The 21,440-nt window shown below is 68.3% G+C and carries 24 protein-coding genes and 1 pseudogene; 10 read left to right on the plus strand and 15 right to left on the minus strand.

The features are described from left to right. Window position 1: 1 nt before the first annotated feature. A complete protein-coding gene (locus ACFYO0_RS10040; protein ID WP_388673134.1) occupies window positions 2–196 on the plus strand; it encodes a hypothetical protein in 195 nt (64 codons plus the stop codon). Window positions 197–558: 362 nt separating this feature from the next. On the opposite strand, the gene ACFYO0_RS10045 is transcribed toward ACFYO0_RS10040, so the two are convergent. The 11 genes and pseudogenes from ACFYO0_RS10045 to ACFYO0_RS10095 form a co-directional block, all read right to left on the minus strand. Beyond that, entirely contained in the window at window positions 559–1,797 is a 1,239-nt protein-coding gene (locus tag ACFYO0_RS10045; RefSeq protein ID WP_388673136.1) for a multidrug effflux MFS transporter, read from the minus strand. After that, window positions 1,794–2,318, minus strand: coding sequence for a MarR family winged helix-turn-helix transcriptional regulator (locus tag ACFYO0_RS10050; protein ID WP_388673138.1), 525 nt, complete (start codon window positions 2,316–2,318; stop codon window positions 1,794–1,796). Before ACFYO0_RS10050 ends, ACFYO0_RS10045 begins: the two co-directional genes overlap by 4 nt. Window positions 2,319–2,328: 10 nt before the next feature. Then, window positions 2,329–3,063, minus strand: coding sequence for a transposase (locus ACFYO0_RS10055; protein WP_388673140.1), 735 nt, complete (start codon window positions 3,061–3,063; stop codon window positions 2,329–2,331). Beyond that, the gene (locus ACFYO0_RS10060) at window positions 2,988–3,275 is read right to left on the minus strand and encodes a winged helix-turn-helix domain-containing protein (protein ID WP_388673142.1); all 288 of its coding nucleotides are present in this window, start codon (window positions 3,273–3,275) and stop codon (window positions 2,988–2,990) included. The genes ACFYO0_RS10055 and ACFYO0_RS10060 overlap by 76 nt, the downstream gene beginning before the upstream one ends. Window positions 3,276–3,400: 125 nt before the next feature. Then, window positions 3,401–3,559: pseudogene (locus ACFYO0_RS10065) on the minus strand (hypothetical protein); the annotation flags it as partial. A gap of 30 nt (window positions 3,560–3,589) precedes the next feature. Further along, a complete protein-coding gene (locus ACFYO0_RS10070; protein WP_388673144.1) occupies window positions 3,590–4,000 on the minus strand; it encodes a nuclear transport factor 2 family protein in 411 nt (136 codons plus the stop codon). Window positions 4,001–4,002: 2 nt separating this feature from the next. Next, a complete protein-coding gene (locus tag ACFYO0_RS10075) occupies window positions 4,003–4,809 on the minus strand; it encodes an MBL fold metallo-hydrolase (RefSeq protein WP_388673146.1) in 807 nt (268 codons plus the stop codon). Window positions 4,810–4,843: 34 nt separating this feature from the next. Further along, on the minus strand, window positions 4,844–5,455 hold the full coding sequence (locus ACFYO0_RS10080; protein ID WP_388673148.1) for a DsbA family protein: 612 nt from the start codon (window positions 5,453–5,455) through the stop codon (window positions 4,844–4,846). Between the two features lie 153 nt (window positions 5,456–5,608). Beyond that, window positions 5,609–6,103 (minus strand): MarR family winged helix-turn-helix transcriptional regulator, encoded by a 495-nt coding sequence (locus ACFYO0_RS10085; RefSeq protein WP_388673150.1) that lies wholly within the window; start codon window positions 6,101–6,103, stop codon window positions 5,609–5,611. Between the two features lie 255 nt (window positions 6,104–6,358). Then, entirely contained in the window at window positions 6,359–8,419 is a 2,061-nt protein-coding gene (locus ACFYO0_RS10090) for an RICIN domain-containing protein (RefSeq protein WP_388673152.1), read from the minus strand. Window positions 8,420–8,640: 221 nt separating this feature from the next. Next, window positions 8,641–9,678, minus strand: a complete 1,038-nt coding sequence (locus tag ACFYO0_RS10095) for a LacI family DNA-binding transcriptional regulator (RefSeq protein ID WP_388673154.1) — start codon at window positions 9,676–9,678, stop codon at window positions 8,641–8,643. A 507-nt stretch (window positions 9,679–10,185) separates the two neighbouring features. Here ACFYO0_RS10095 and ACFYO0_RS10100 point away from each other — a divergent pair. The 4 genes from ACFYO0_RS10100 to ACFYO0_RS10115 all read left to right on the plus strand — a co-directional run bounded on the left by ACFYO0_RS10100 (window position 10,186) and on the right by ACFYO0_RS10115 (window position 15,510). Next, entirely contained in the window at window positions 10,186–11,496 is a 1,311-nt protein-coding gene (locus ACFYO0_RS10100; protein ID WP_388673156.1) for an ABC transporter substrate-binding protein, read from the plus strand. Between the two features lie 38 nt (window positions 11,497–11,534). Then, window positions 11,535–12,515, plus strand: a complete 981-nt coding sequence (locus tag ACFYO0_RS10105; protein ID WP_388673158.1) for a carbohydrate ABC transporter permease — start codon at window positions 11,535–11,537, stop codon at window positions 12,513–12,515. A 62-nt stretch (window positions 12,516–12,577) separates the two neighbouring features. Next, a complete protein-coding gene (locus ACFYO0_RS10110) occupies window positions 12,578–13,447 on the plus strand; it encodes a carbohydrate ABC transporter permease (RefSeq protein WP_388674214.1) in 870 nt (289 codons plus the stop codon). A 47-nt stretch (window positions 13,448–13,494) separates the two neighbouring features. Continuing rightward, complete coding sequence (locus ACFYO0_RS10115) at window positions 13,495–15,510, plus strand: beta-galactosidase (protein ID WP_388673160.1); 2,016 nt, start codon at window positions 13,495–13,497, stop codon at window positions 15,508–15,510. Between the two features lie 449 nt (window positions 15,511–15,959). On the opposite strand, the gene ACFYO0_RS10120 is transcribed toward ACFYO0_RS10115, so the two are convergent. Further along, window positions 15,960–16,679 carry a hypothetical protein gene (locus ACFYO0_RS10120; RefSeq protein ID WP_388673162.1) on the minus strand — a complete coding sequence of 240 codons (720 nt, stop codon included), beginning with the start codon at window positions 16,677–16,679 and terminating at the stop codon, window positions 15,960–15,962. A 331-nt stretch (window positions 16,680–17,010) separates the two neighbouring features. On the opposite strand from ACFYO0_RS10120, the gene ACFYO0_RS10125 reads away from it, so the two are divergent. The 5 genes from ACFYO0_RS10125 to ACFYO0_RS10145 all read left to right on the plus strand — a co-directional run bounded on the left by ACFYO0_RS10125 (window position 17,011) and on the right by ACFYO0_RS10145 (window position 18,896). Further along, window positions 17,011–17,274 carry an SHOCT domain-containing protein gene (locus tag ACFYO0_RS10125; protein ID WP_388673164.1) on the plus strand — a complete coding sequence of 88 codons (264 nt, stop codon included), beginning with the start codon at window positions 17,011–17,013 and terminating at the stop codon, window positions 17,272–17,274. Window positions 17,275–17,324: 50 nt separating this feature from the next. Next, complete coding sequence (locus tag ACFYO0_RS10130) at window positions 17,325–17,579, plus strand: DUF2933 domain-containing protein (RefSeq protein ID WP_388673166.1); 255 nt, start codon at window positions 17,325–17,327, stop codon at window positions 17,577–17,579. Window positions 17,580–17,609: 30 nt separating this feature from the next. Beyond that, window positions 17,610–17,762 carry a hypothetical protein gene (locus ACFYO0_RS10135; protein WP_388673168.1) on the plus strand — a complete coding sequence of 51 codons (153 nt, stop codon included), beginning with the start codon at window positions 17,610–17,612 and terminating at the stop codon, window positions 17,760–17,762. A gap of 243 nt (window positions 17,763–18,005) precedes the next feature. Continuing rightward, complete coding sequence (locus ACFYO0_RS10140; RefSeq protein WP_388673170.1) at window positions 18,006–18,215, plus strand: hypothetical protein; 210 nt, start codon at window positions 18,006–18,008, stop codon at window positions 18,213–18,215. A 153-nt stretch (window positions 18,216–18,368) separates the two neighbouring features. Further along, window positions 18,369–18,896, plus strand: a complete 528-nt coding sequence (locus ACFYO0_RS10145) for a DUF6448 family protein (RefSeq protein WP_388674216.1) — start codon at window positions 18,369–18,371, stop codon at window positions 18,894–18,896. A 290-nt stretch (window positions 18,897–19,186) separates the two neighbouring features. Here the strand turns inward: ACFYO0_RS10145 and ACFYO0_RS10150 are convergent, their stop codons facing one another. From ACFYO0_RS10150 to ACFYO0_RS10160, 3 genes are all read right to left on the minus strand, one after another. Continuing rightward, complete coding sequence (locus ACFYO0_RS10150) at window positions 19,187–19,861, minus strand: class I SAM-dependent methyltransferase (protein ID WP_388673172.1); 675 nt, start codon at window positions 19,859–19,861, stop codon at window positions 19,187–19,189. Between the two features lie 509 nt (window positions 19,862–20,370). Further along, entirely contained in the window at window positions 20,371–20,649 is a 279-nt protein-coding gene (locus tag ACFYO0_RS10155; protein ID WP_388673174.1) for a hypothetical protein, read from the minus strand. After that, a complete protein-coding gene (locus tag ACFYO0_RS10160; RefSeq protein ID WP_388673176.1) occupies window positions 20,646–21,422 on the minus strand; it encodes a PspA/IM30 family protein in 777 nt (258 codons plus the stop codon). Before ACFYO0_RS10160 ends, ACFYO0_RS10155 begins: the two co-directional genes overlap by 4 nt. Window positions 21,423–21,440 lie beyond the last annotated feature (18 nt).

Raw genomic sequence — 21,440 nt, forward strand, 5'->3', positions numbered from 1 at the left:
TGTGGGCTACACCCCGCTGCTGACACACTTCGAGGAGGACGCCGTCGGCAAGGACATCGCCGAGTTCGTCGTCGACCGCTGCCTCGCCGCGGGTTTCCAGGGCGTCGTCCTGACCTCCAACGCGGCCCCGCACCACCCCATGTGGCACACCGACCGGGACTGGATGCGGAAGGTCAACGCCCGCATCACCACCTGAACACGCCCCACTGCGGCCCGGAATACTCGGGGCCGCCCACCCGACTGAGCGCATCACTGGGCAAAACACCCAGTGATGCGCCGGCACCAGCGCGGACTCGGAGTTGGCGCTCTTCTCGGGCACTTCCTGGATCACGTCCCAGTGCTCGACGCTCTTTCCGCCGACGATGCGCCAGAAGTCGGCGACGGCCCTCTGATGTCCAGGCGCGGGTCGGGGAACTGCCCGCGCAGGCTTCTCCTCACGATGAGTGGCGCGTGCGACTTCTAGAGACCTTCAATGGCTGGCGTTACGGCGGCTGAAGGTCTCTGGCGCAGGACTCTCTCTTGTCCGGGTCGTGATCAGCACCCTTGGGGTAGCAACCCTCAGGAGGCGTGTGCACGTTTGGTGGCGATGGCGGCCAGGGTCCCCAGGGCGAGACAACTGCTCATCACGGCTGCCATGGGCGCCGGGCTCTGAGTACCGAATAGCCCGACCAGGGGGGAGGCGGCCGCGCCGAAGAGGAACTGGCTTCCGCCCAGGAGAGCGGAGGTAGCTCCCGGGGCAGCGCGTCCGCGGCTCTGAGCGACGGTGATCACGGCTGGGAAGAAGATGCCGAATGCGCTGATAGTGATCAACAGGCATAGCCAGGTCAGCGGCGTGGTACTGCCAGTGGTCGCCTGGATGAGGAGTAGTGCTGCCGCCCCCGTTGTCGCCAGCGCCCCGCTGATGATGAGGAGAGCCTCGGGGGTCCGACGTTTGGCCAGGTGGCCGTAGGCCAGGCTCCCTGCCATGTTGCCGATGGCGTTGACGCCGTAGACGAGGCTGGAAAGAGCCGGGGATAGACGGTAGATGTCCTGGAAGACGAAGGTGGTTCCGGCGATATAGGCGAAGACGGCGGCCCCACCGCAGGCGAGGGCCAGCACCGGTGCGAGGATGGCGCGCTGTGCGGCGACCTCTCCGATGGCGCGCAGGCCGGCGGTCATCCCGCCGGTGAGGCGGGCGTGGGGCGGGTGGGACTCGGGGATCCAGCGCCATACGCCCAGCGACAGGAGTAAGCCCATGAGGGCGAGGACGGCGAAGACGTAGCGCCAGGACACCGCGAGCAGCAGGGCGCCTCCGGCCAAGGGTGCCAGGACCGGGGCCGTGGCGGTGATCGCTCCCAGGCGGGAGAAGACCAAGGGAAGTTCACGGTCGTCGAAGAGGTCGGCCACGACGGCACGGGAGACGACGATCCCGGCCGCTCCCGCGATGCCCTGCCCGACTCGTGCGATGTTGAGCAACTCGACCGTGGGCGCCAGAGCACACACGGTGGAGAAGACAGCGAACAGCACGGATCCGCCGATGAGAACGGGCCGACGGCCGACCGCATCGCTGAGGGGGCCCAGAACAAGTTGCCCGACGATGATTCCGGCCAGGAACCCGGTCAGTGACATTTGCGCGCCGGAAGCATCGGTTGCCAAGGAGCGGGCCAGGTCGGGGAGGGCGGGGACGTACATGTCTGTGGCCAGCGGGCTTGCGCCGCTCAGTCCGGCCAGAACCATCAACAGCGGGAGCCGTTTCGGAAGTTCGGGGGACGGGCGCTGATGACCGGCTGATGCCTTACCGGTTGAGTGAGTAGTCATAGCGCCGGGGCCGCCCCCTCGACCTGCCCTGACTCCTGCGCCGGGCCCCTGCACCCATCGACGGCCACCTCGGCCTCCGCCACCTGCTCCAGCAGCCCGGCGGCGATCTGCAGCACACCACGCTCGGCCGGTGACAGCGTCTGGCACAGTGCCGCCGCCAGCCAAGCGTTGCCATCCCGCACGTGCTCCCGCAGCGCCTCCCGCCCCGCTTCCGTGACCTCGATGTTCTGGCGACGGGCATCCACCTCGCTCTTCGACCGGCGAATTCGTCCCTGTTCCTCCAGCTCGTTGAGTACACGGGTCAGTGACTGGGTCTGCAGCCCTTCGATGGCGGCCAGTTCCGACGGGGTCAGTGCGCCGCTGTGCCGAAGGTTGGCGAGCACGGATGCGGCCAGCCGCGTCAAGGAGCGGCTGTTCCCCGGCTGCTCGGCGCGCAGCCGGGAAGCCAGGCGGGACACACCCCACCGCAACGCCTCGGCCAAGACCAGATCCTTCGACGCCTCTTCTGGAACATCAATCACACTTACCAAGCTAACGCTTGCTATATAGTTTTTCAAAGCATGTATTTAACGTCAAACTAGTAAGTTTGAGCTTCTCATCTGGATGGTCTGTCGACACGTGCTGCACAGATGCATCATCGTGACATCGGTCACTGCTGGGCGGTACAGAGCATTGGAGGTCGAGCCCGGTCTTGGCTACGAGACCGTCGATGAGACAGGGGCGGTATTGCATGCGTTTGAGCCCGGTCTTCACCAGCTTGGTGAGCTGGTCGAGGCTCTGTTTGGTGAGGTTGGCTAGCGACCTCTTCAGGAGCGACCACACACCCTCCACCGGGTTGAGCTCGGGCGCGTACGGTGGCAGTTGATAGACGGCCAGCCATAAGTGGGCGGCGATCAGCTCGCGCGTGGTGCGGCTGACGTGCGTGTTCAAGTTGTCCCACACCAGCACGATCGGTCCGCCGAGTTGCTGGTGGGCGGCGTCCAGCAGGCGGGCATATTCCGTCTCGGTGCAGCCCTTGCGGCGGCCTTTGGCAGGGCCGCGGTCGAGGTGGGTGCGGTAGATCAGCCGCTGCCGGTGGCCGGGCTTGGTGCAGATCAGCGCCGCCATCGAGACACGTTTGGTGCCTGCGGCGGTGACTCGCACCACCGGCGTGTGGCCGCGTCGAGCCCAGGTGCGGCCTTTGGGCGGCCTCAGGCCCTGGCCAGCTTCGTCCTCAAAGCAGAGCCAGGCGCCCAAGTCCGCCGCCCTCTTTTCATGACGGGCCACTGCTCGTCCTTCCAGGCGGCGATCTTCGCCTCGTCCCGCTCGGTGGCCCTGCGAGAGGGGACCTGCATGCTCCAACCGATGCGGTGCAGCAGCAGGTCCAGCCCCGCCAGGGTGTACTCAACACCGAACCGGCCGCGCACGACCTCGGCGATCCTCGCCAGCGTCCAGCACTGTTCATTCCAGCCAAAGGCGGCCGGGCCGGCGTCCAGCACCGACTCCAGGTGGCGGAGTTGTCCCGCGTCGAGCTTGCAGCGGGCACCGCCGGGGCCCTGGAGGCCAGGGCCTGCCGCCCGCCCGAAGACAACGCCCGCCGCCAGCGGTTCGCCGACATCCGGGTCACCCTGAATCGCCGGGCCACCTCCCGGTCGCTGGCCCCCGCCTCGATCAGGTCAGCGGCTGCGAGCCGGACTCGCTCACGCCGAGCCCGCTCCTCGGCCGTCAGTCCACCACCATCGGGATACCTCACTCTCCTGGCATAGCGCGGCCCAGCCGTCACGACCCGGCGTAACCCGCACTGTAAAGATCTCTAGGCGTTCATGGCGTCGCGGACGAGTGCGGTGTCGACGAACTGCTCGAAGCGCACGATGAGACCGCCGCGTACGACGAAGTGGTGGGCGACGCGGACGTCGATCGGCTTGCCGGTCGCCTTGTTGGCGGCCGTGTAGCGGGCGAGGACGACGACGTTCTCGCCGTCGACGACGTAGGTGTCGTCGTGGGCGGTCCAGCCGTCCCAGTCCTTGCCGAGCTGTTCCATCACGTTGGAGGTGACCCCGTCGGGGGTGCGGTAGGTCCCGGCCAGCGGGAAGCCGGCCATTTCCGTCCACTCCACGTCCGGGGCGAGCGTGGCGCGCAGGGCCTCCAGATCACCTGCCGCGGAGGCCAGATACTGACGCCGTACGACATCGGCGGGCGCGGCGGAAGTGGCGAACTCGCTCATGGTCAGCCCCACTTCATCTCACCCTTGGCGACCTTCGCCCCGATCTGCGCGGCGATCAGCATTCCGTTGTCCGGGTAGCGCCCGACGAGCGCCTCGGTGAGCGCGGCGCCGTCGGCGGCCTTGCCCAACTCCTCCTCGAAGGCGACGAGGTAGTCACGGGTGGCCGTGATCGCGGAGGCGTCGGCGGCGGTGCCGGGGAGACGGTGGCCGGGGACGACGAACTCCGGGTCCAGGGCGGCCATTTCGTCCAGGAGCCCGATCCAGACGGCGCGGTCGTCGGGGGTGGGGGTGTCGGCGACCCAGACGTGCTCCTGCTGGAAGAGCAGGACGCCGCCGAGCAGGGCGCGGTGCTCGGCCTGCCAGAGGTAGTGGCGGTCGGGCAGGCCGGCCGGGCCGCCCTTCAACTCGAAGCGGTGGCCTTCGAGCGTGAGATCGCCGGTCAGGGGCTCGATGTCGACCAGACGGGTGGGCAGGTTCGGGCCGAGGGCGGCCCAGGCCTTGAGCTTGCCCTCGTAGGAGTGCTGGATGTGCTCGATGACGATCGGGGTGGCGACGAAGCGCGCGTCGGGGAAGGCGTCGGCGATCACCTCGGCGCCGAAGTAGAAGTCGGGGTCGCCGTGCGAGACGAAGACGGTGGTCAGCGTCTTGCCGGAGTCGAGGATCTCGGCGGCCAGTCGGTGCCCGTCGGCGCGGGTGAAGGCGGCGTCCACCAGCAGGGCTTCCTGCTCGCCGGTGACGAGGGTGGCGGTCTTGTTCCTGCTGCCGGCCGGGAAGTCGAGGTCGAGGACCTTGAAGGACAGGGTGCTCATCGTCATTGCTCCTTGCAGGGGGTGGGGACGGGGTTCAGACGAGACTCGCGAGGCGCCGGTCGATGTCGTCGGCGGTGGCGTGCCCGCGTGCGAGGGGGACAGCGCGTTCGCCGTCATCGGCGAGGAGGGTGGGGAAGCTGGTGACGCCCAGTTCGGCCGCGCGGTGGAAGTCGTCCGCCGCCGTATGGGGCGCCTCAGGGCCCTCGAAGGCGGCGACCACGGCCTCGGCGTTCAGCCCGGCCTCCTCCGCGACCTTCCGGTAGGTCGCGGGCTCGGACAGGCTCAAGCCGTCGACGTAGAAAGCCTGTTGCAAGGCGATGGCGAGCTCCGCCGCACGGCCGGGAGCAGCCTGACGCAGGGCCGCGACACCGCGGGCGGCGGCCTCGGAGTCCATCACGAACGAGCCGTCGACGATCAGCCGCTCGTACCCCTCGCCGAACGCGGCGCCGGTCAGCTCGGCGATTTGGGCGTTGGCGCCCTGGACATGACCGAACTCGCGGATCGGTACCCGACGCGGCCCGGTGAACAGACCACCGGAGACCACCTCGATCGGCAGGTCGGGGTGTCGGGAGACGACCTCGCGCAGGGTCGCGGAGAAACCGTGCGACCAGCCGCAGTACGCATCGAAGACATAGACGAGCTTCATCAAAGACCTCGGCAGGGTGGGTACTCGCGCCTTCCGCGAGCCATTCACCTGACCAAACAGTAACTGACTCATCAGATATTTCCTGCTGACTGTGGCCTGGGACACACCGGGGCGACTCACGTCATCACATCAGCGTCGCCGCCGAACCGCAGGTCAGGGCAGCCGGGGCAGCACGTCCCGGGCCGTGTGACTGAGGATGCGGAGATCCTCCGCGAATCGCGCGCGGTCCGCGGCGGGGACGGGCTGCACGAAGTACCGCTGGATGTTCTCCACATGGACCCGTGACGCGCGTACGGCCGTCTCCTCGCCCAACGGGGTCAGGCGCACCAGCCGCCCGCGCCGGTCGCCGGGATCCTCCGCGCGCTCGACCAGACCCGCCGCCTCCATCCGGTCCACCAGCCGGGTGGCGCCTCCCGTGGTCAGAACCTGTTCCTGGGCGATGGCCCGCATCGACAGCCCCGGCTCCCCCGCCCGGCCGAGGATCAGCAGGACCTCGAAGACCAGATGGCTGATACCGCACTCCTCCTCGAGCGCCCGGCCGAGGATGTACTCCAGCCGGTTGGCCGCCCCCTGCAGCCGGCCGAACGCCAGAATGAGCTCATGGTCGGCGGCCTCCTTCGCCGTCCTGATCTCCGCTTCCTCATCCACGGCCGCGCCGCCCCTCCAGTCGTCCTGGTACCACCGTACCGATCATGAGGGGTCGGGCAGGGCAGAAGTCGACTGGACCAGTCGAGCGACAGCAACCCCACGTGGGTGCTGGTCAGGGAGCTCGCCGCATCCGTCGGTCCGGCATCGGGGAACTTCGCGACGCCCCGGCCCCGGTCGGCAGGACATGCTCCCTCCCTGGCCGGTGCGGAGAGCGGGCGTGGATACACGCCCGCTCTCCGCACCGGCCGCAGCCACTCAGTTGATGCGGACGATCTTCCAGAACTGGTCGTCGATGTTCAGGTCGTTCCACTGCACGACTGCCGCGCCGTTGCCGGTGGAGGACTGGGCGACGGCGGCGTTGAAGCCGCTGCCCACGTTCTTGAGTTCGTAGTAGCCGTTGCCCGCGTCGGTGAGCGTCCACTTCTGTGAGTTCGCGGTGGACGGCGTGTTCTGGACGACGGCGGCTCCGGCGGTGGTGGAGCCGTTACGGATGTCCAGATTCAGGTTGCTGTTGGCGTTCCTGATGGTCCAGGCTCCACCGCCGGCGGACTGGAAGGTGAACAGCTGGCAGAAACAGGCCGAGTTCTGCCACTGCTGGGCTGCCGTGTTGGTGGCGGTCGAGCCCTGCGGGATGTCCAGGTACCTCCCGCTGTTCTTGTTGACGAGAACGTACTGCCCGGTACCCAGCGGCGGCAGAGCGGTCTGGGTGAGGTTCCAGCGCTGGCAGGCGCAGCTGGTGCCGCTCCACTGGACGGCGGCGGTGCCGGCCGCGGTGGAGGCATTCGGGATCTCCAGGAACTTGCCGGTCACACGGTTGGTGATGGTGTACCCGCCGGCCTGGTGCGGGGAGACCGCCCACTCGTGGTCCAGGGTGCCGTTGTCGTCCCACTGGAGGATCTTGGCGCCGTCGGCGGTGGACTGGTTCTCCACACCGAGTACCTTGCCGCTGGCGACGTTGAGGATCTTGAAGTAGCCGGAGCTCTGGTGCACGAAGCGCCACTGCTGGTCGGTGGCGTTGTCGGCGTTCTGCTGGGTGGCGTTCGTGCCGTTGGCGGTGGAGCCGCCCGCGATGCTCAGCATGAGGTTGCTGCCCGCGTTCGACACGGTGTACGTGGCGCCGTCCGAGATGCCGCCGCCCAGGTCGATGGTGCTGTAGGTGACGGGGTTGGAGAGGTTGCTGCCTCCGTTGCCGCCACTGAGCACGAGCAGGCTGTGGCCGTCGGGCAGGGGCACCATGCCGCGGCTGTAGCCGTTGGCGACGTTGGAGCTGATGCGCGTCCAGGTGTTCGCGGCGCCGTTCTGCGTGTTGAGGAACAGGTCGCTGGTGCTGTAGGCGCCGACGACAAGCGTGCCGTTCGGACCGCCGGTGGGCAGCCACGTGATGTACGGGGTGCTGGTGGGGACCACGCCGTCCGTCGACCGCAGGGGAATGCCCGTGACGGAGTTGAAGGCCTCTGGGTCGGCGGAGATCTTGTAGTAGACGGCGAAGTTGCCCGAGGGAGAGCCGCCGTACTCGTACGTCATGACGTAGTTGCCGTTGGGAAGCTGCGCGACGGTGGCCATACCCGGGCGCTGGCTGTAGGTGGGCATCGCCACGTCGTCCACGACCGGCCCCCAGGTCCGGAGGTCCGTGGTGACCTGGTGCACGACCTTCTGGCCGTTGTCGGGGTCGCGCTGGTCGGAGTAGTAGACGATCAGCTTGCCGTTGGCGTAGAGGAAGAACGGCTCCCACACGGGAGTGTTGCCATTGCCGTTCTGATCGAATGCCGGGCCGCCGGTGGCGATGTTGCTGACGAAGGTCCAGGTCTGTCCGCGGTCGGTGCTGGCATAGACATCGATCTTGATTGCCGAGCGGTCGGCGGGGACGGAAGCCCCGGCGGCGAGGATGGTTCCTGCGGGGAAGCCGCCCACCGCCGTGGGCAGCTCGAACAGCTCGGGCTGCCAGCGCATGCCCCAGCCGTTCTGGGTGTCGGCGACCTCGGAGATCTTCGACCAGGAGTTGCCGTTGTCCGTACTGCGGTAGATGGGGAGGACCGGCGTGCCGGAGGTGTACTGCTCGAAGGTCGCGAGGATGGTGCCGTTGGCGGAGCCGTTGTGCTGCATCCGCATCCCCCGCGGGTAGAGCGACCCGGGCGAGGGCGCACCCGACGGCGGGGTGTACATCGTCTGCGAGGGACGGGCCAGGGCGTCCGCCCGGCCGGCGGGCACGACCATGGCCATCGCCGTGACGAGCAGGATGAAAGCCAGGGACAAGAAGGAGACGGGACGGGAACGCGGAGCGGCGCCGGGTCTGGCGGCTGTCTGCGCAGGGGACATTGCGACTCCTGGGGGAAGGTGTGTTTCGGTGTTGCCGCCGACTCGGAACGGCTCAGAGTGACGCGGCGGAGTTCGTTGGCGCGTGGCCCGGGGACAGCCGGGCGACACTGCCGGGCACGGCTCGCGAGCGCGGAGGGCGCGGCGCGACAAGCGCGGAATGACGGAGGTGGAGCGCCCCGGCGTGCGGGTGCGCCGAAGCAGTGGCACGGGGGCGGGGTGGATCAGAGGGAGGACGGAGGCGCAGTAGAACCGCGGACGATCAGCTCGACGGGTGGGTCGTTCGCCGGCGGCAGTTCGGTGTCGGGCTTCTCCATGGCGTGGAGGAGAAGCCGGATTCCTTCGCTCGACGCCGCCTCGAAGGGCTGACGGACGGTGGTCAGAGGCGGGGAGACATAGGCGAAGACGGGGTTGCCGTCGAAACCGACGACACTGACGTCTTCCGGCACACGACGACCGCTTTCCCGCAGGCCGTGGATCAGTCCGATGGCCATCTCGTCGCCCGCGGCGAACACCGCGGTCACTGAGCGGTCCGAGGCCAGCCCGAGGCCCGCGGCATACCCGGAGGCCGCCGACCAGTCGCCGTTCAGCACGGGCGGTTCATGCGCGCCCCGGGCCGCCAGCGCCGCTCGCCATCCCTCGATGCGGTCCTTGGTGGCGTACCACCGGCGCGGGCCGGCGAGGTGATGGACGGTCGCGTGTCCCAGGTCCAGCAGGTGTTCGGTGGCCGCACGGGCCAGCTCATGGGCGCCCACGCCGACGGTCAGTGTCCGGGCGGCGGTGAAGGCGGGTGGCGCTCCGACGAAGAGGACCGGCACGTCGACACCGAGCGGGACTTCACCCTCGACGATGGGTACGGAGACCACGATGCCGTCCACGCCCTGCTCCAGGAGTGACTCCAGCGCGCCGGCGATGCTTCGCGGGTCGCCGTCCGGGGTGTTGACCACGCGCAGCGCGTAACCGGCGTCCCGTACGGCCTGTTCGATGCCCACCAGCAGGGAGGCAGTTCCATACCCGGCTGTTGCCAGAGCGACCACACCGATGGACCGGGTACGGCCGGAGGCCAGTGCCCTTGCCGCGTGGTTCAGCCGGTAGCCGAGCTCCTCGGCGGCCGCCAGGACACGTCGGCGGGACTCGTCGGAGACGTACGGCTCGTTATTGAGGACCCGGGAGACCGTCTTGCGTGAGACGCCGGCCAGCCTCGCCACGTCCTCACTGCGCGGCGCGGAGGAGCCGGCACCGCGCTCCGCCCCTGTTGTCATGAAGTCTCCCCATGGCCGTGTGTTCGCCATCGAACGAGGTCAATTGAATGACCGCGCGGTCTGACCGCGCGGTCAATGTGTACGCATCCGCCGAGCGCACGTCAAGAGTTCTCGCAATGCCACTTGCCTCCGACGCGAGAGGACGTCGGGGCCTGCGGCCGGGCGGAGGGGGGTGTCGCAGGCGCTCGAGGAAACGTGCCCGGCCTTCATTCCGGCAGCTCAAGCGGTGTTTTCTCCATGCGGGACGACTCGACGGCCAGCCAGGTCGGTCCTGCCCGTCGGCTCCGGCTGCCCGCACATCGCGCTCCCGACCGGACCTGATCCATCACACATTGCCGGACGCGGAGTCTTGACAGCCAGCACACAGAGCGTTCACGCTTCCTGGCGTCCACCGATCGCGTTTGTTCGATCGTGTTTGGTTCTGGTCACTCAGCGGCTATCTCTCCGCCAACCCTCTTCCGGCTGACGCGCCAAGTCTGGGTACCGCCAGCCCTGTCAGGAGTCGAAATGCACCATTCATCCCTTGGTCAGCCCATGCCTGACACCAGCCGCCGCACTGTGCTACGCGGACTCGGCGGAGCCGCGCTACTGGGTGCTGGCATCCCCCTGCTGAGTGCCTGCGCCGGCAGTTCCACCTCGTCGGACACCAAGACCGTCACCGTGGGCTCCAACGCGTCCGACGCCGTCCCGAAGAAGGGGTATGCCGACGTCTACGCGGCCTTCACGAAGCAGTCCGGGATCGCGGTCGACATCAACACCAAGGACCACAACACGTTCCAGGAGCAGATCAACACCTACCTGCAGGGCACGCCGGACGACGTGTTCCAGTGGTTCGCCGGCTACCGGATGCAGTTCTTCGCGGCCAAGGGGCTCGCCTCCCCGATCGACGACGTGTGGAAGACGATCGGGGACAACTTCCCCACTGCCATGCATGACCTGAGCCAGGGTCAGGACGGCAAGTACTACCTGGTACCCCTCACCACGTCCCCGTGGGCGGTCTTCTACCGCAAGAGTGTCTTCCAGAAGTACGGCTACGAGGTCCCCACCACGTGGGACGCATACATCGCCCTGTGCAAGCAGATGACGAAGGACGGCCTCGTCCCGATCGCGTACGGCGACAAGGACGCCTGGCCGGCGATGGGCTCCTTCGACCAGATCAACTTCCGCCTCAACGGCTACGACTTCCATGTCGAGCTGATGGCGGGCAAGGCTTCGTGGACCGACGCGAAGGTCCGCAAGGTCTTCGACACCTGGGCCGAGGCCCTCCCCTACCACCAGGAGGGCGCGGTCGGCCGTACCTGGCAGGACGCCGCTCAGACTCTGGTGGCGAAGAAGGCCGGCATGTATATGCTCGGCATGTTCGTGGCCCAGCAGTTCACCAACAAGGCGGACCTGGACGACCTCGACTTCTTCGCCTTCCCCGAGATCGACCCGGCGTACGGGCAGGACACCGTGGAGGCGCCGACCGACGGCATCATGCTCAGCAAGAAGCCCAAGAACCACGCCGGGTCCGTCAAGTTGCTCGAATTCCTGGGTACGGCCCAGGCCGAAGAGATCTACCTGAAGGCCGACCCGAGCCTTATCGCCGCCTCCACGAAGGCCGACACCTCCGGCTACAGCACCCTTCAGAAGAAGGGCTACGAGATGATCGCGCAGGCGAAGCACCTCACCCAGTTCATGGACCGTGACAGCCGGCCCGACTTCACCTCCACGGTGATGCAGCCCGCACTCCAGAAGTTCATCCGCGACCCCAAGGGCATCGACAGCCTGCTGTCCTCGATCGAGCGCCAGAAGAAGACGATCTTCGCGTCCGGCTGAGCCCGACCCCCCTTCCGAAGCGGATGAACACCCACACCATGAGCTCCGACACGACCACGAAGATCCCGGAGGCGGCCGCGGCGCCGCCTCCGGGCGCCGCGACGCCGAAGAGGCGGGTTCCGCAGGGCCACCAGCGCCTGCTGACCCGCCGCGACCGGATCACGCTCGGCCTGATGGCCGGCCTGCCGACGATCCTGCACGTGGCCCTGGTCTGGGTCACCGCCCTGGCCTCCATCGCCCTCGCCTTCACCACTTGGGACGGCATCGGCTTCGACTCGATCCAGTGGGTCGGGCTCCAGAACTTCCAGGAGCTCTTCGAGCAGAACCCGCAGTTCTGGCCCGCCCTCCAGCACAACGTCATCTGGTTCGTCGTCCTGATCGCGATCCCCACGCCGCTGGGCCTGCTCCTGGCCGTGCAGCTGGACAAGAAGATCCGGTTCAGCCGGGTCTACCAGACGGCGTTCTTCCTGCCGGTCGTGCTGTCGATGGCGGTCATCGGGTTCGTCTGGCAGCTGGTGTACAACCCCGACACCGGCCTGATCAACAGCATCATCGGGGCCAACGAGCCGGGCCACTACATCGACTGGATCGGTGACCCGGACCTCAACCTCTGGGCGATCCTCGTCGCCGCCTCCTGGCGGCACACCGGCTACATGATGATCCTGTACCTGGCCGGCCTGAAGGGCGTCGACCCGTCCCTGCGCGAGGCGTCCGCGCTGGACGGTGCCAACGAGTGGCAGACGTTCAGGAACGTCATCTTCCCGACCCTGCGGCCGACCAACACCGTCGTCCTGGTCGTCACCATCATCGAGGCCCTGCGCGCCTTCGACCTGGTCTTCGTCTTCAACAAGGGCGCCGAGGGCACCGAGTTGCTGTCGATCCTCGTGACCAACAACATCATCGGCGAGTCCAGCCGGATCGGCTACGGCTCGGCCATCGCCGTCGTCCTGCTGCTCATCTCGCTCGTCGTGATCATCCCCTACCTGGTGGCCACCTTCCGGAAGGAGCGGCGCGCATGAGCTCCCACCCGTCGCCCACCACCACCCTGAACGAGGCGCTTCGCGCCGCCCCACCGAATGTCATGACCAAGGTCCGTACGCCCGTCCGGCCTGCCCGGATCCTGCTGCACGTCCTCCTCGCGGGCGCCGCGCTGGCATGGCTCGCGCCGCTGCTCTGGGCGCTGTACTCGGCCATGCGGTCGTACGCGGAGACCAGCGAGAAGGGCTATGTGTCCTGGCCCGACAAGCTGAGCCTCGACAACTTCACGAACGCGTTCACGCAGTCGGACATGGGGCACTACTTCGTCAACACGATGATCATCGCCGTGCCGGCGGTGCTGGTGACGCTCTTCCTGTCGTCGATGGTCGCCTTCTACGTCAGCCGCTTCGACTTCCGCTTCAACCTCGCCCTGCTGCTGGTCTTCACCGCCGGAAACCTGCTCCCGCAGCAGGTCATCATCACCCCGCTGTACCGCCTGTACCTGCTCGTCGACCTGCCCGGCATCACCATGTCCGGCAAGCTCTACGACTCCGCCCTCGGCCTGGTCCTCATCCATGTCGCGTTCCAGTCCGGCTTCTGCGCGTTCGTGCTGAGCAACTACATGCGCTCGCTCCCGCACGAACTGACCGAGGCCGCGCTGGTCGACGGCGCCTCGGTGTGGCGGCAGTACTGGCAGATCACCCTCCCGCTGTGCCGCCCGGCAATGGCGGCCCTGGCCACCCTGCTCTCCATCTGGATCTACAACGACTTCTTCTGGGCCCTGGTCCTGATCTCCACCGGCGAGAACATGCCGATCACCTCGGCGCTGAACAACCTCACCGGGGCGTACTTCACCGACCCGAACCTGGTCGCGGCAGGCGCCCTGCTCACCGCGATCCCGACGCTGATCGTCTACTTCGTGCTGCAGCGGCAGTTCGTCAGCGGCCTCACGCTGGGCGCCAACAAGGGCTGACACACCACCACTTGCCCCTCCCCTACACCCCTCCCGGAGCATCGCCAGTGAGTACCGCACGCCGTCTTCGCATTCCTGGAATCGCCTACGGAGGTGACTACAACCCCGAGCAGTGGCCCGAGGAGGTCTGGGCCGAGGACATGAACCTGATGCGCGAGGCCGGGGTGACCATGGTCAGCGTCGGCATCTTCTCCTGGGCGCTGCTGGAGCCGGCCGAGGGCGTCTACGACTTCGCCCGCATGGACAAGATCCTCGACCTGCTCCACGCCAACGGTATCGCCGCCGACCTGGCCACCCCCACGGCGACCCCGCCGGCCTGGTTCTTCGTCGAGCACCCGGAAGCCCTGCCGGTCGACAAGGACGGCCACCGGCTGTCGTACGGCAGCCGCCAGACCTTCTGCCCGTCCAGCCCCGCCTACCGCCGAGCGGCGCTGCGGATCGCCGAAGCCCTCGCCGAGCGGTACGCCGCCCACCCGGCCGTCGCCATGTGGCACGTCCACAACGAATACGGCTGCCACAACGACGCCTGCTACTGCGACACCAGCGCCGCCGCCTTCCGCACCTGGCTGCGCGCCCGCTACGACAATGACCTGGACACCCTCAACCACGCCTGGGGCACCACGTTCTGGAGCCAGTGGTACTACTCGTGGGACCAGATCCTGCCGCCCCGCACCACCGCGGCTCCCCCGAACCCCACCCATCGGCTCGACTGGCGCCGTTTCTGCTCCGACGAACTGCTCTCCCTGTGCACGGCCGAACGCGAGGTACTGCGCCGGGCCGCTCCGGACACCCCCGCGACCACCAACTTCCTGGTCCTGCGCACCATCGACGCTCTCGACTACTGGCGCTGGGCACCCGGGCTGGACATCCTCTCCAACGACCACTACCTGCTGTCCGACGACCCGGAGGCCGAGGTCGACATCGCCCTCCACGGCGACCTGATGCGCTCGCTCGCGGGCGGCCCGTGGTTCCTCATGGAGCACTCGACCGGTGCCGTCAACTGGCAGCCCGTCAACCGTGCCAAGCTCCCCGGGGAAATGCGCCGCAACGCGCTCGCGCACGTGGCCCACGGCGCCGACGGCATCGCGTTCTTCCAGTGGCGGGCGGCGAGGGCGGGCGCCGAGCAGTGGCACTCGGCGATGCTCCCGCACGCCGGCACCGACAGCCAGATCTGGCGCGATGTCGTCCAACTCGGCGCTGACCTACGGGCGTTGGCCGAAGTGCGGGACTCCACCAGCACGGCACAGGTGGCGATCGTGTGGGACTGGGACGCCCGCTGGGCACTGGAACTGCCCTCCCAGCCCAGCGGCGAACTGCGCTACCAGGACCTGGTACGGGACTGGTACACCCCACTGTGGCGGGCCGGGGTCGCCGTCGACTTCGTACGCCCCGACGACCCCGAACTCGACCGCTACAAACTCGTCCTGGCTCCCTCGATGTACCTGGTCACGGAGGCGGCCGCGGCGAACCTCACCCGGTTCACCGAACGCGGGGGCACTCTTGCCGTCGGCTTCCACAGCGGCATGGTCGACGAGAACTGCCATGTGTACCTGGGCGGTTACCCCGGCGCCTTCCGCGATGTCCTCGGCGTGGTCACCGACGAGCTGTTCCCCCTGCTGCCGGGCGAGACGACCGGCCTGACCGGCGACGTGGCGCCGGGCGCCACGGCCGACCTGTGGTCGGAACGCATCCGGCTCACCGGCGCACAGGCCGTCGCCTCCCACGCCGACGGCCCACTGGCCGGCCACCCCGCAGTCACCCGCCACCGGCACGGCGACGGCACTGCCTGGTATCTGGCCACCCACCCCGACCAGGACACGCTCGCCGCCCTGCTCGACCGCATCCGTCAGGACGCCGGCGTCACACCGGAGCAGGACGCACCCGCCGGGATCGAGGTCGTCCGGCGCCGGGGCGCGGAGGCCGACTATCTGTTCCTCATCGACCACACCGGAAGGGGCGCCGAAGCACCCGCCGAAGGCGTCGAACTCCTCACCGGCAAGCCGGTCTCCGGCACCGTCAGCGTCCCACCGGGAGGCGTTGCCGTCATCCGCGAGCCGCACTGACCAGAGCGCAGGTCCTGGGCGCCGATGCGTGGGACCCGTGCTGATCCGGATCGAGCGCAGGACGGCCGCCTGCCTCCGACGCGTCGAAGGCTCTCCGCCTGCACAAGTGACCGGTCCGCGGTACCCACTCCTACCCGGACCGATCAACTCCCCTGTGCCGGATCCCCTGATCAGTGCGGCCGGGCGGTCAGACCGTACCGACCGGACGGCAGGCGGTACGACGACACTTCGTCCGCGTAGCCGAGGACTCACACCCCCTCCACCCGTGCCAACGGGTACCTCCCTCCACGGACGGAATCGGCCGCGGAAACGGCCGGAATGGGCTTCGGCGGCCTCGGCCCCGCTCGCACAGAGGCCACCGTCGGGACCGGGATCGAAGCCCTGGGAGCCGAAGTTGCGGGCGATGGCCAGACCCAGCTGACGGCCGGCGCCGACGATGGCGATGCCGGTCATGACAGGTCCTTCCAAGGAAACGTCAGAGGCCGAGCCCTGGTGCTGCCGCTCGTTGGCACGGGTCGGGTGCGCCGACGTCCGGTCTGTCCTCCACCGGAGCCTGACGTCGGCAGGGCCCGCTGTCGGACCTGCAGGCCCAGCAGGGCCCGGATCGCCTCGCCGGTGCCGACCTTTGCGCGGGCGTCCAGCAGCCGTCCGAGCAGAATCAGGGTGAGGATGCCGCCGACGGCCTCGAAGTAGACCTCGCGAACGTCTTCCGGCAGCAGGCCGGGGGCGAGAGTGACCAGCAGGCTGTAACCGTAGGCGGCACTCGTCCCCAGGGCGATCAGGCTGTTCATGTCCGCGGCGCGGTGACGCAGGGCCAGCCTCCCCGTCACATGGATCGGCCACCCGGTGTAGAACATCTCCGGCGTGATCAGCGCCAGCTGCAGCCAGTGGTTCAGCATCCAGCCGGGCACCCAGTCCGCGCCGAACAGCTCGTACGCCATCACGACGAACAGCACCGGGTCGGTCAGTACCGCGCCCACCACTACCCTGCGGGTCAGGTCCTTGATCTCCGTCTGCCGCTCGGCGGCGTCCGCTGCCTCCGCCTCGGCCGCCGTCCGCTCCTCTCCCCCGGGCGGACCTTCGGCCGCCGGACCCTCAGGCGTTGTGCCGGTGTCGTGGCCGTCGAGGGACGGGTCGGGGCTGTAGCCGCCCCGCACCGTGGCCTCCACCCGCTGCACCCCGCCCTCGACCCGGGCGGCACCGACCCGGCGGGGCCCAAGGAGAACCAGCCCAGCCCGGCGACCAACAGCATGGCGGCCAGGACTACCACGACATCGAGGGCACCCACGAGATGTTCGCCTCCCCTGGAAGATCACTCTCCAGCCTGCGCTCGGGTACCCAGGCCGGGTAGGAGCCGAACGGCCCACAGGTCCTGGACCGTCCGGCCCAAGAGCGCCACCTATACAGGGGAACAATGGAGGCGAGGGCAGCAGCCCGCCCCGGACGACGGGCTCCGCGCCCGTACCAGTCGCCGAAACAAGCCGAAGCAGGTGAATGGCGATGATGTTCTGGTACGACCACGATGTCAGCGGGTGGGGCTGGTTCGGGATGTCGCTCGGAATGGTCCTGTTCTGGGCGCTGATCATCACAGCTCTTGTCCTGGTCTTCCGTGCCGCCAACCAGCCCCACGAACACACCCAAACCCCCGCCGCACCGACACCTGAGCAGATCCTCGGTGAGCGGTTCGCCCGTGGGGAGATCGACGAAGAGGAGTACCAGCGACGCCTCAACGCCCTGCACGCCGGCCCTGTCACCAAATCCTGAACACGGCCGCACCCCTGTGGCCTTGTCCCCTCCGCTGAAGGAAGCCCGTGATGAACGACAAGCGCAACTACGGCATGTACGCACTCGCCGCCGCGATCGTCGTGGTCGGCGCCCTGATCGTCGGCGCGTCCCTGGAAAGCCTGGTCTGGCTCGCCCTCGTCGCTGCCTGCCCGCTGATGATGTTCTTCATGATGCGCGGCATGCACGGCCAGGGCATGCACGGCGGTCGCGATCAACACCGCGACGACCGGGACGAGGACCCGCTGCGCAAGCACGACCACTACACCGGGCCCGGGCGGCCCTGACCGCCCCGCCCCGGGGAGGGGGCGAGTGCCATGGCCGCCGTGATCGCATCGGTGGTCGGGGCGCTGATCCTGGCGGGCATCGTCCACGACATCGCCCGCCTGATCACCACCGTCGAGCCGCGCCGCCCGCCGCCGGCCCACCTGCGCGGACGGCGCGGCTCGACGGCTTTCTCCTCATCATGATCGGCTTCCTGCCGCAATGGCCATCACGACCTGATCATGTTCCCGGTACTGGTGTTCGTGTATGTACGGTTGGCCCGCAGATGAAGAACGTGAGGTCGCGGCCCGGTTCGGTGAGCAGTGGACCGCCTGCGCGGCCCGGACACCGGCGTTCTGGGCGAAGCTGCGTCATCGGTTGCTCCCGCACGGCCGGGCGCCCGGCCACGGCCGAGGACCAAAGCAGCCCGTCACGTGAAGGTGAGCGCGATGACGGCACTGACCTGGATCCTGATCGCTGTCGGCCTCGTGACCGTCGCAGTCTGCACGACCCGGGTGCACCGCAGGGGCGGCCCCGTACCAGGTGCGATCCTGGCCCTACCGGCCGCCGGTGTGCTCGCCCTGCCCTCGCTCCTGCTCGACGACGCGCCGGCCGCGGCCTGGGCCGGTGGGGCACCACCACGCACACCGTTGCCCTGACCTGGACCGTTGCCGAGACCTTGCGCGATGTGCCGCTCGGGCTCGGCATACGGCTCGGAGGACACCATGCGAGGGCCGCTATGGCACCCCTCTCTCCCCCTCGCGCACGACGGGGCGATGATGGAGGTAAGCCGCAGCAGGAGGTGATTGGCGATGCCACCGCACTGTGATTCTCTCGACGGTCCCGTCGTCACGGCCGCGCGCAAAGCCCTGGAGGAGAGGGATATCGGACAGGTCCTGCCTTACGTGTCTGAAGAAGGGGAAGCAGATGTCCGTGAGGCGTTCGGGCTCACCGTCAGAGCACGGATGCTCGGCCAGGAGGCGCAGGAAGTGGCCGACCGCTGGTTTTTCGAGACGGTCGTCCGCGTACACCGCTCCGGAGAAGGCGCTCCCTTCACGGGACTGAAGCCGGCCGGGCTCAACGTCGGACCGGTCATCCCGGCTGCTGAGCGTGCCCTCGACGCCGGCTCCGCGGACGAACTGACCGGGGTACTCTGCGGGATCATCCGTAAGCAGGTGGAAGAGCGTCACGACCGCGCCATGGCACTCAAGGAGCATGCCACTGAAGGAGTGGCTGCCACCCGCGCATATGTGGAGGCAAGTCTCGGCCTGCAGGTGTGGGCACACCACCTGTACAAACAGGCGATCGCCGTCCCGCATGCACCAACCCGGCGCTCATAAGGAAACGAAAAGTTCGGCCGCCCGCCGTGTGAGCCCCGGCGTAAGTGAGCGGCCGTGTGCACGTTCTTCTCCTTGATCACCAACCGGATGCCGCGCCCTGCCGGGGTAAGGCGCGTGAGCGGTTTCACCCGTATAACTCCCGGCCGATCCCAGTCCAGATGCACGGTCAGCCCCTGGCCGCCCGATAGTCCTTGATCTGTTCGAGTTCATGGGCAAGCCGTCGTAGTCCTTGAGATGGCGGAGGCGTGAGCCAGGCTCCCGGCTTCCGGACCAAGAGCGCGGGCAGAGATTCATGGTGTGCCCCATCCCGGTTCACGCTGAGCTGTGCCGAGGATGTGGGTGGCGGCGGGCGAGGGCAGGCGAGTGTCGGGGAAGGAGAACTTCTCCACGTCGGTGAGGCGGAACCCGGCTGCGTTGATCGCGGTCTGGGTGTCGCGGCCGACGTGGCAGCCGCCCATGAGCAGGGGCCAGACGGTCGCGTCCAGCAGTCGCTGTACGCGCCGCATCGCAGGCGAGTCAGCGCGTACGTGCTCGAAGAAGCGGAGTTGTCCGCCCGGCCGCAGCACCCGGTGGAGTTCGGCGAGAGCCGCATGCGGGTCGGCGACCGAGCACAGGGTCAGGCAGACGACGGCCGCGTCGAACGAGGTGTCCTCGGCGGGCAGTTGCTCGGCCCGGCCGTCCACCACCTCCACGGGAACGGCGATGGAGCGGGCGCTTCGCACGGCCCATTCACGCAGGTGGGGCTCGGGTTCCACGGCAAAGAGCCGGGTCACTGTGCTCGGATAGTGGGGGAAGTTCAGCCCGTTGCCCGCGCCGATCTCGATGACCTCGCCGGACAGGCCCACCAGCAGGCGCTTGCGGTGTTCAGTGACGCCTGCCTTCTCCAGAGCTGGACCGGCGACTTTGCTGTAGAAGCGCGCGAAGACCGGGCGCGACCGGACAGGTGGCATCGTCTGCTGGGGCATGGCTTGTCACCGACTTGTCTCTACGGGCTCACGGCATCGCGCGGCATGGCCTCGGTCCAGCGTGCGGGCTCGCCCACCTGAGTGTCATCCCACGGTGAGGGTTCCCTGCCTGTTCGGGTGGATCGTGGAGGCGAAGTTCTCGATCACAATACGCGCCGCGGCGGGGCTGCGCTGGTCTCGATGGGTGGGGCACTGGTGGTGGCCGGGCTGTTGCCATTGCCGTCATTCGAGCAGCTGACCAGAGCGAGCAAGGCCAAGGCTCCCCCACAGGGCAACGGCAGTGCGGCCCCTGTTCAGCGGGGTGGATGTCATGTGGGCGAGCCTTTCGGGCGGGGACCGCGAAGCCAGGCTTGGCCAGTGGTCTGCGGCTGCCATCACGTTCGCTCTTTCTGGCGGTGCTTGGGCGGCTCGTACCGCCGTCTGCTTCGTCGGGCTCACCCGCGGGCGGAGTGAGGGCTGCGCCGATCAGGACGCGGTGGCGCCGTAAGCGGGCAGGGGTGTGCGCCCAGTCAACCCGGGATGAGGCCCTCGTCGGAGAGCAGCTCCCGCACCCGTGTGAGGCTGGTGTCCGCATCCGGCAGCACGAGATCGGACGGTGTGATCGTCTCGTCCGGCAGCGGTGCGCCGAGGCTGCGCACCGCGTCCAGCAGGGCCGACAGGGCGGCGGCGAACGCCGTGTCGTCACCCGCGTCGGCGGCCGACTGCAAGGTGGCATCCAGCTCGTTGAGCCGGGGGAGGTGTTCGTCGGTGATTTCGTACTGGCCCTCGCCGAGAATCCGCATGATCATGATGTCGCCTCCTGATCCGGCGGGCTCTGCTCGGCGCTCTTTCCCTCCACGGCCGGCGGGGTCGCGGACGCCGGGAGCTGGGCCTTCATCCGGGCCAGTTCCTCGTCCACGTCCTGGTCCGCGGTGACGCGCTCGAGTTCGGCCTGGATGTCGTCGCGGCCGCCGGGGAGGGTGGCGTCCTCCAGGGCACCAGAGGCGAGCAGTTCGTCCAGTGCTCCGGCGCGGGCCTGCAGCTGTCCTGTCTTGTCCTCGGCACGCTGCATGGCAAGGCCGACATCGCCCAGCTCCTCGCCGATGCCGGTGACGGCCTCGGTGATGCTGGTCTGAGCCTCCGCCGCGGTGTAGCGGGCCTTGATGGCCTCCTTGCTGGTACGGAAGGTGTCCACCTTCGCCTGCAGGCGCTGTGCGGCGAAGGTGAGCTTCTCCTCCTCGGCCTGCAGCGAAGCGTGCTGGGTCTGCAGATCCGTGACCTGGGAGGCCACGGCGGTGCGCCGACTCAGGGCTTCGCGGGCGAGGTCCTCTCGTCCGGCGGCGAGCGCCTGCTGGGCCTGTCCTTCCAGCTTGCCGCTGGACTGCTGCAACTGGTTGATCTGTACCTCGACGCGTTTGCGGCTTGTGGCCACGTCCGCCACACCGCGTCGTACCTTCTGCAGCATTTCCTGCTGCTGGGTATAGGAGTAGTCCAGGACCTCGCGCGGGTCTTCAGCCCGGTCCAGGGCCTTGTTCGCCTTGGTCCGGAACAGGGTGGCCATGCGGTGGGCGATGCTGACCATAGCGGCCTGCCTCCTCTC

The sequence above is a fragment of the Streptomyces sp. NPDC006365 genome, from assembly GCF_042870755.1.
In the GTDB taxonomy this organism is placed as follows: domain Bacteria; phylum Actinomycetota; class Actinomycetes; order Streptomycetales; family Streptomycetaceae; genus Streptomyces; species Streptomyces xiangluensis.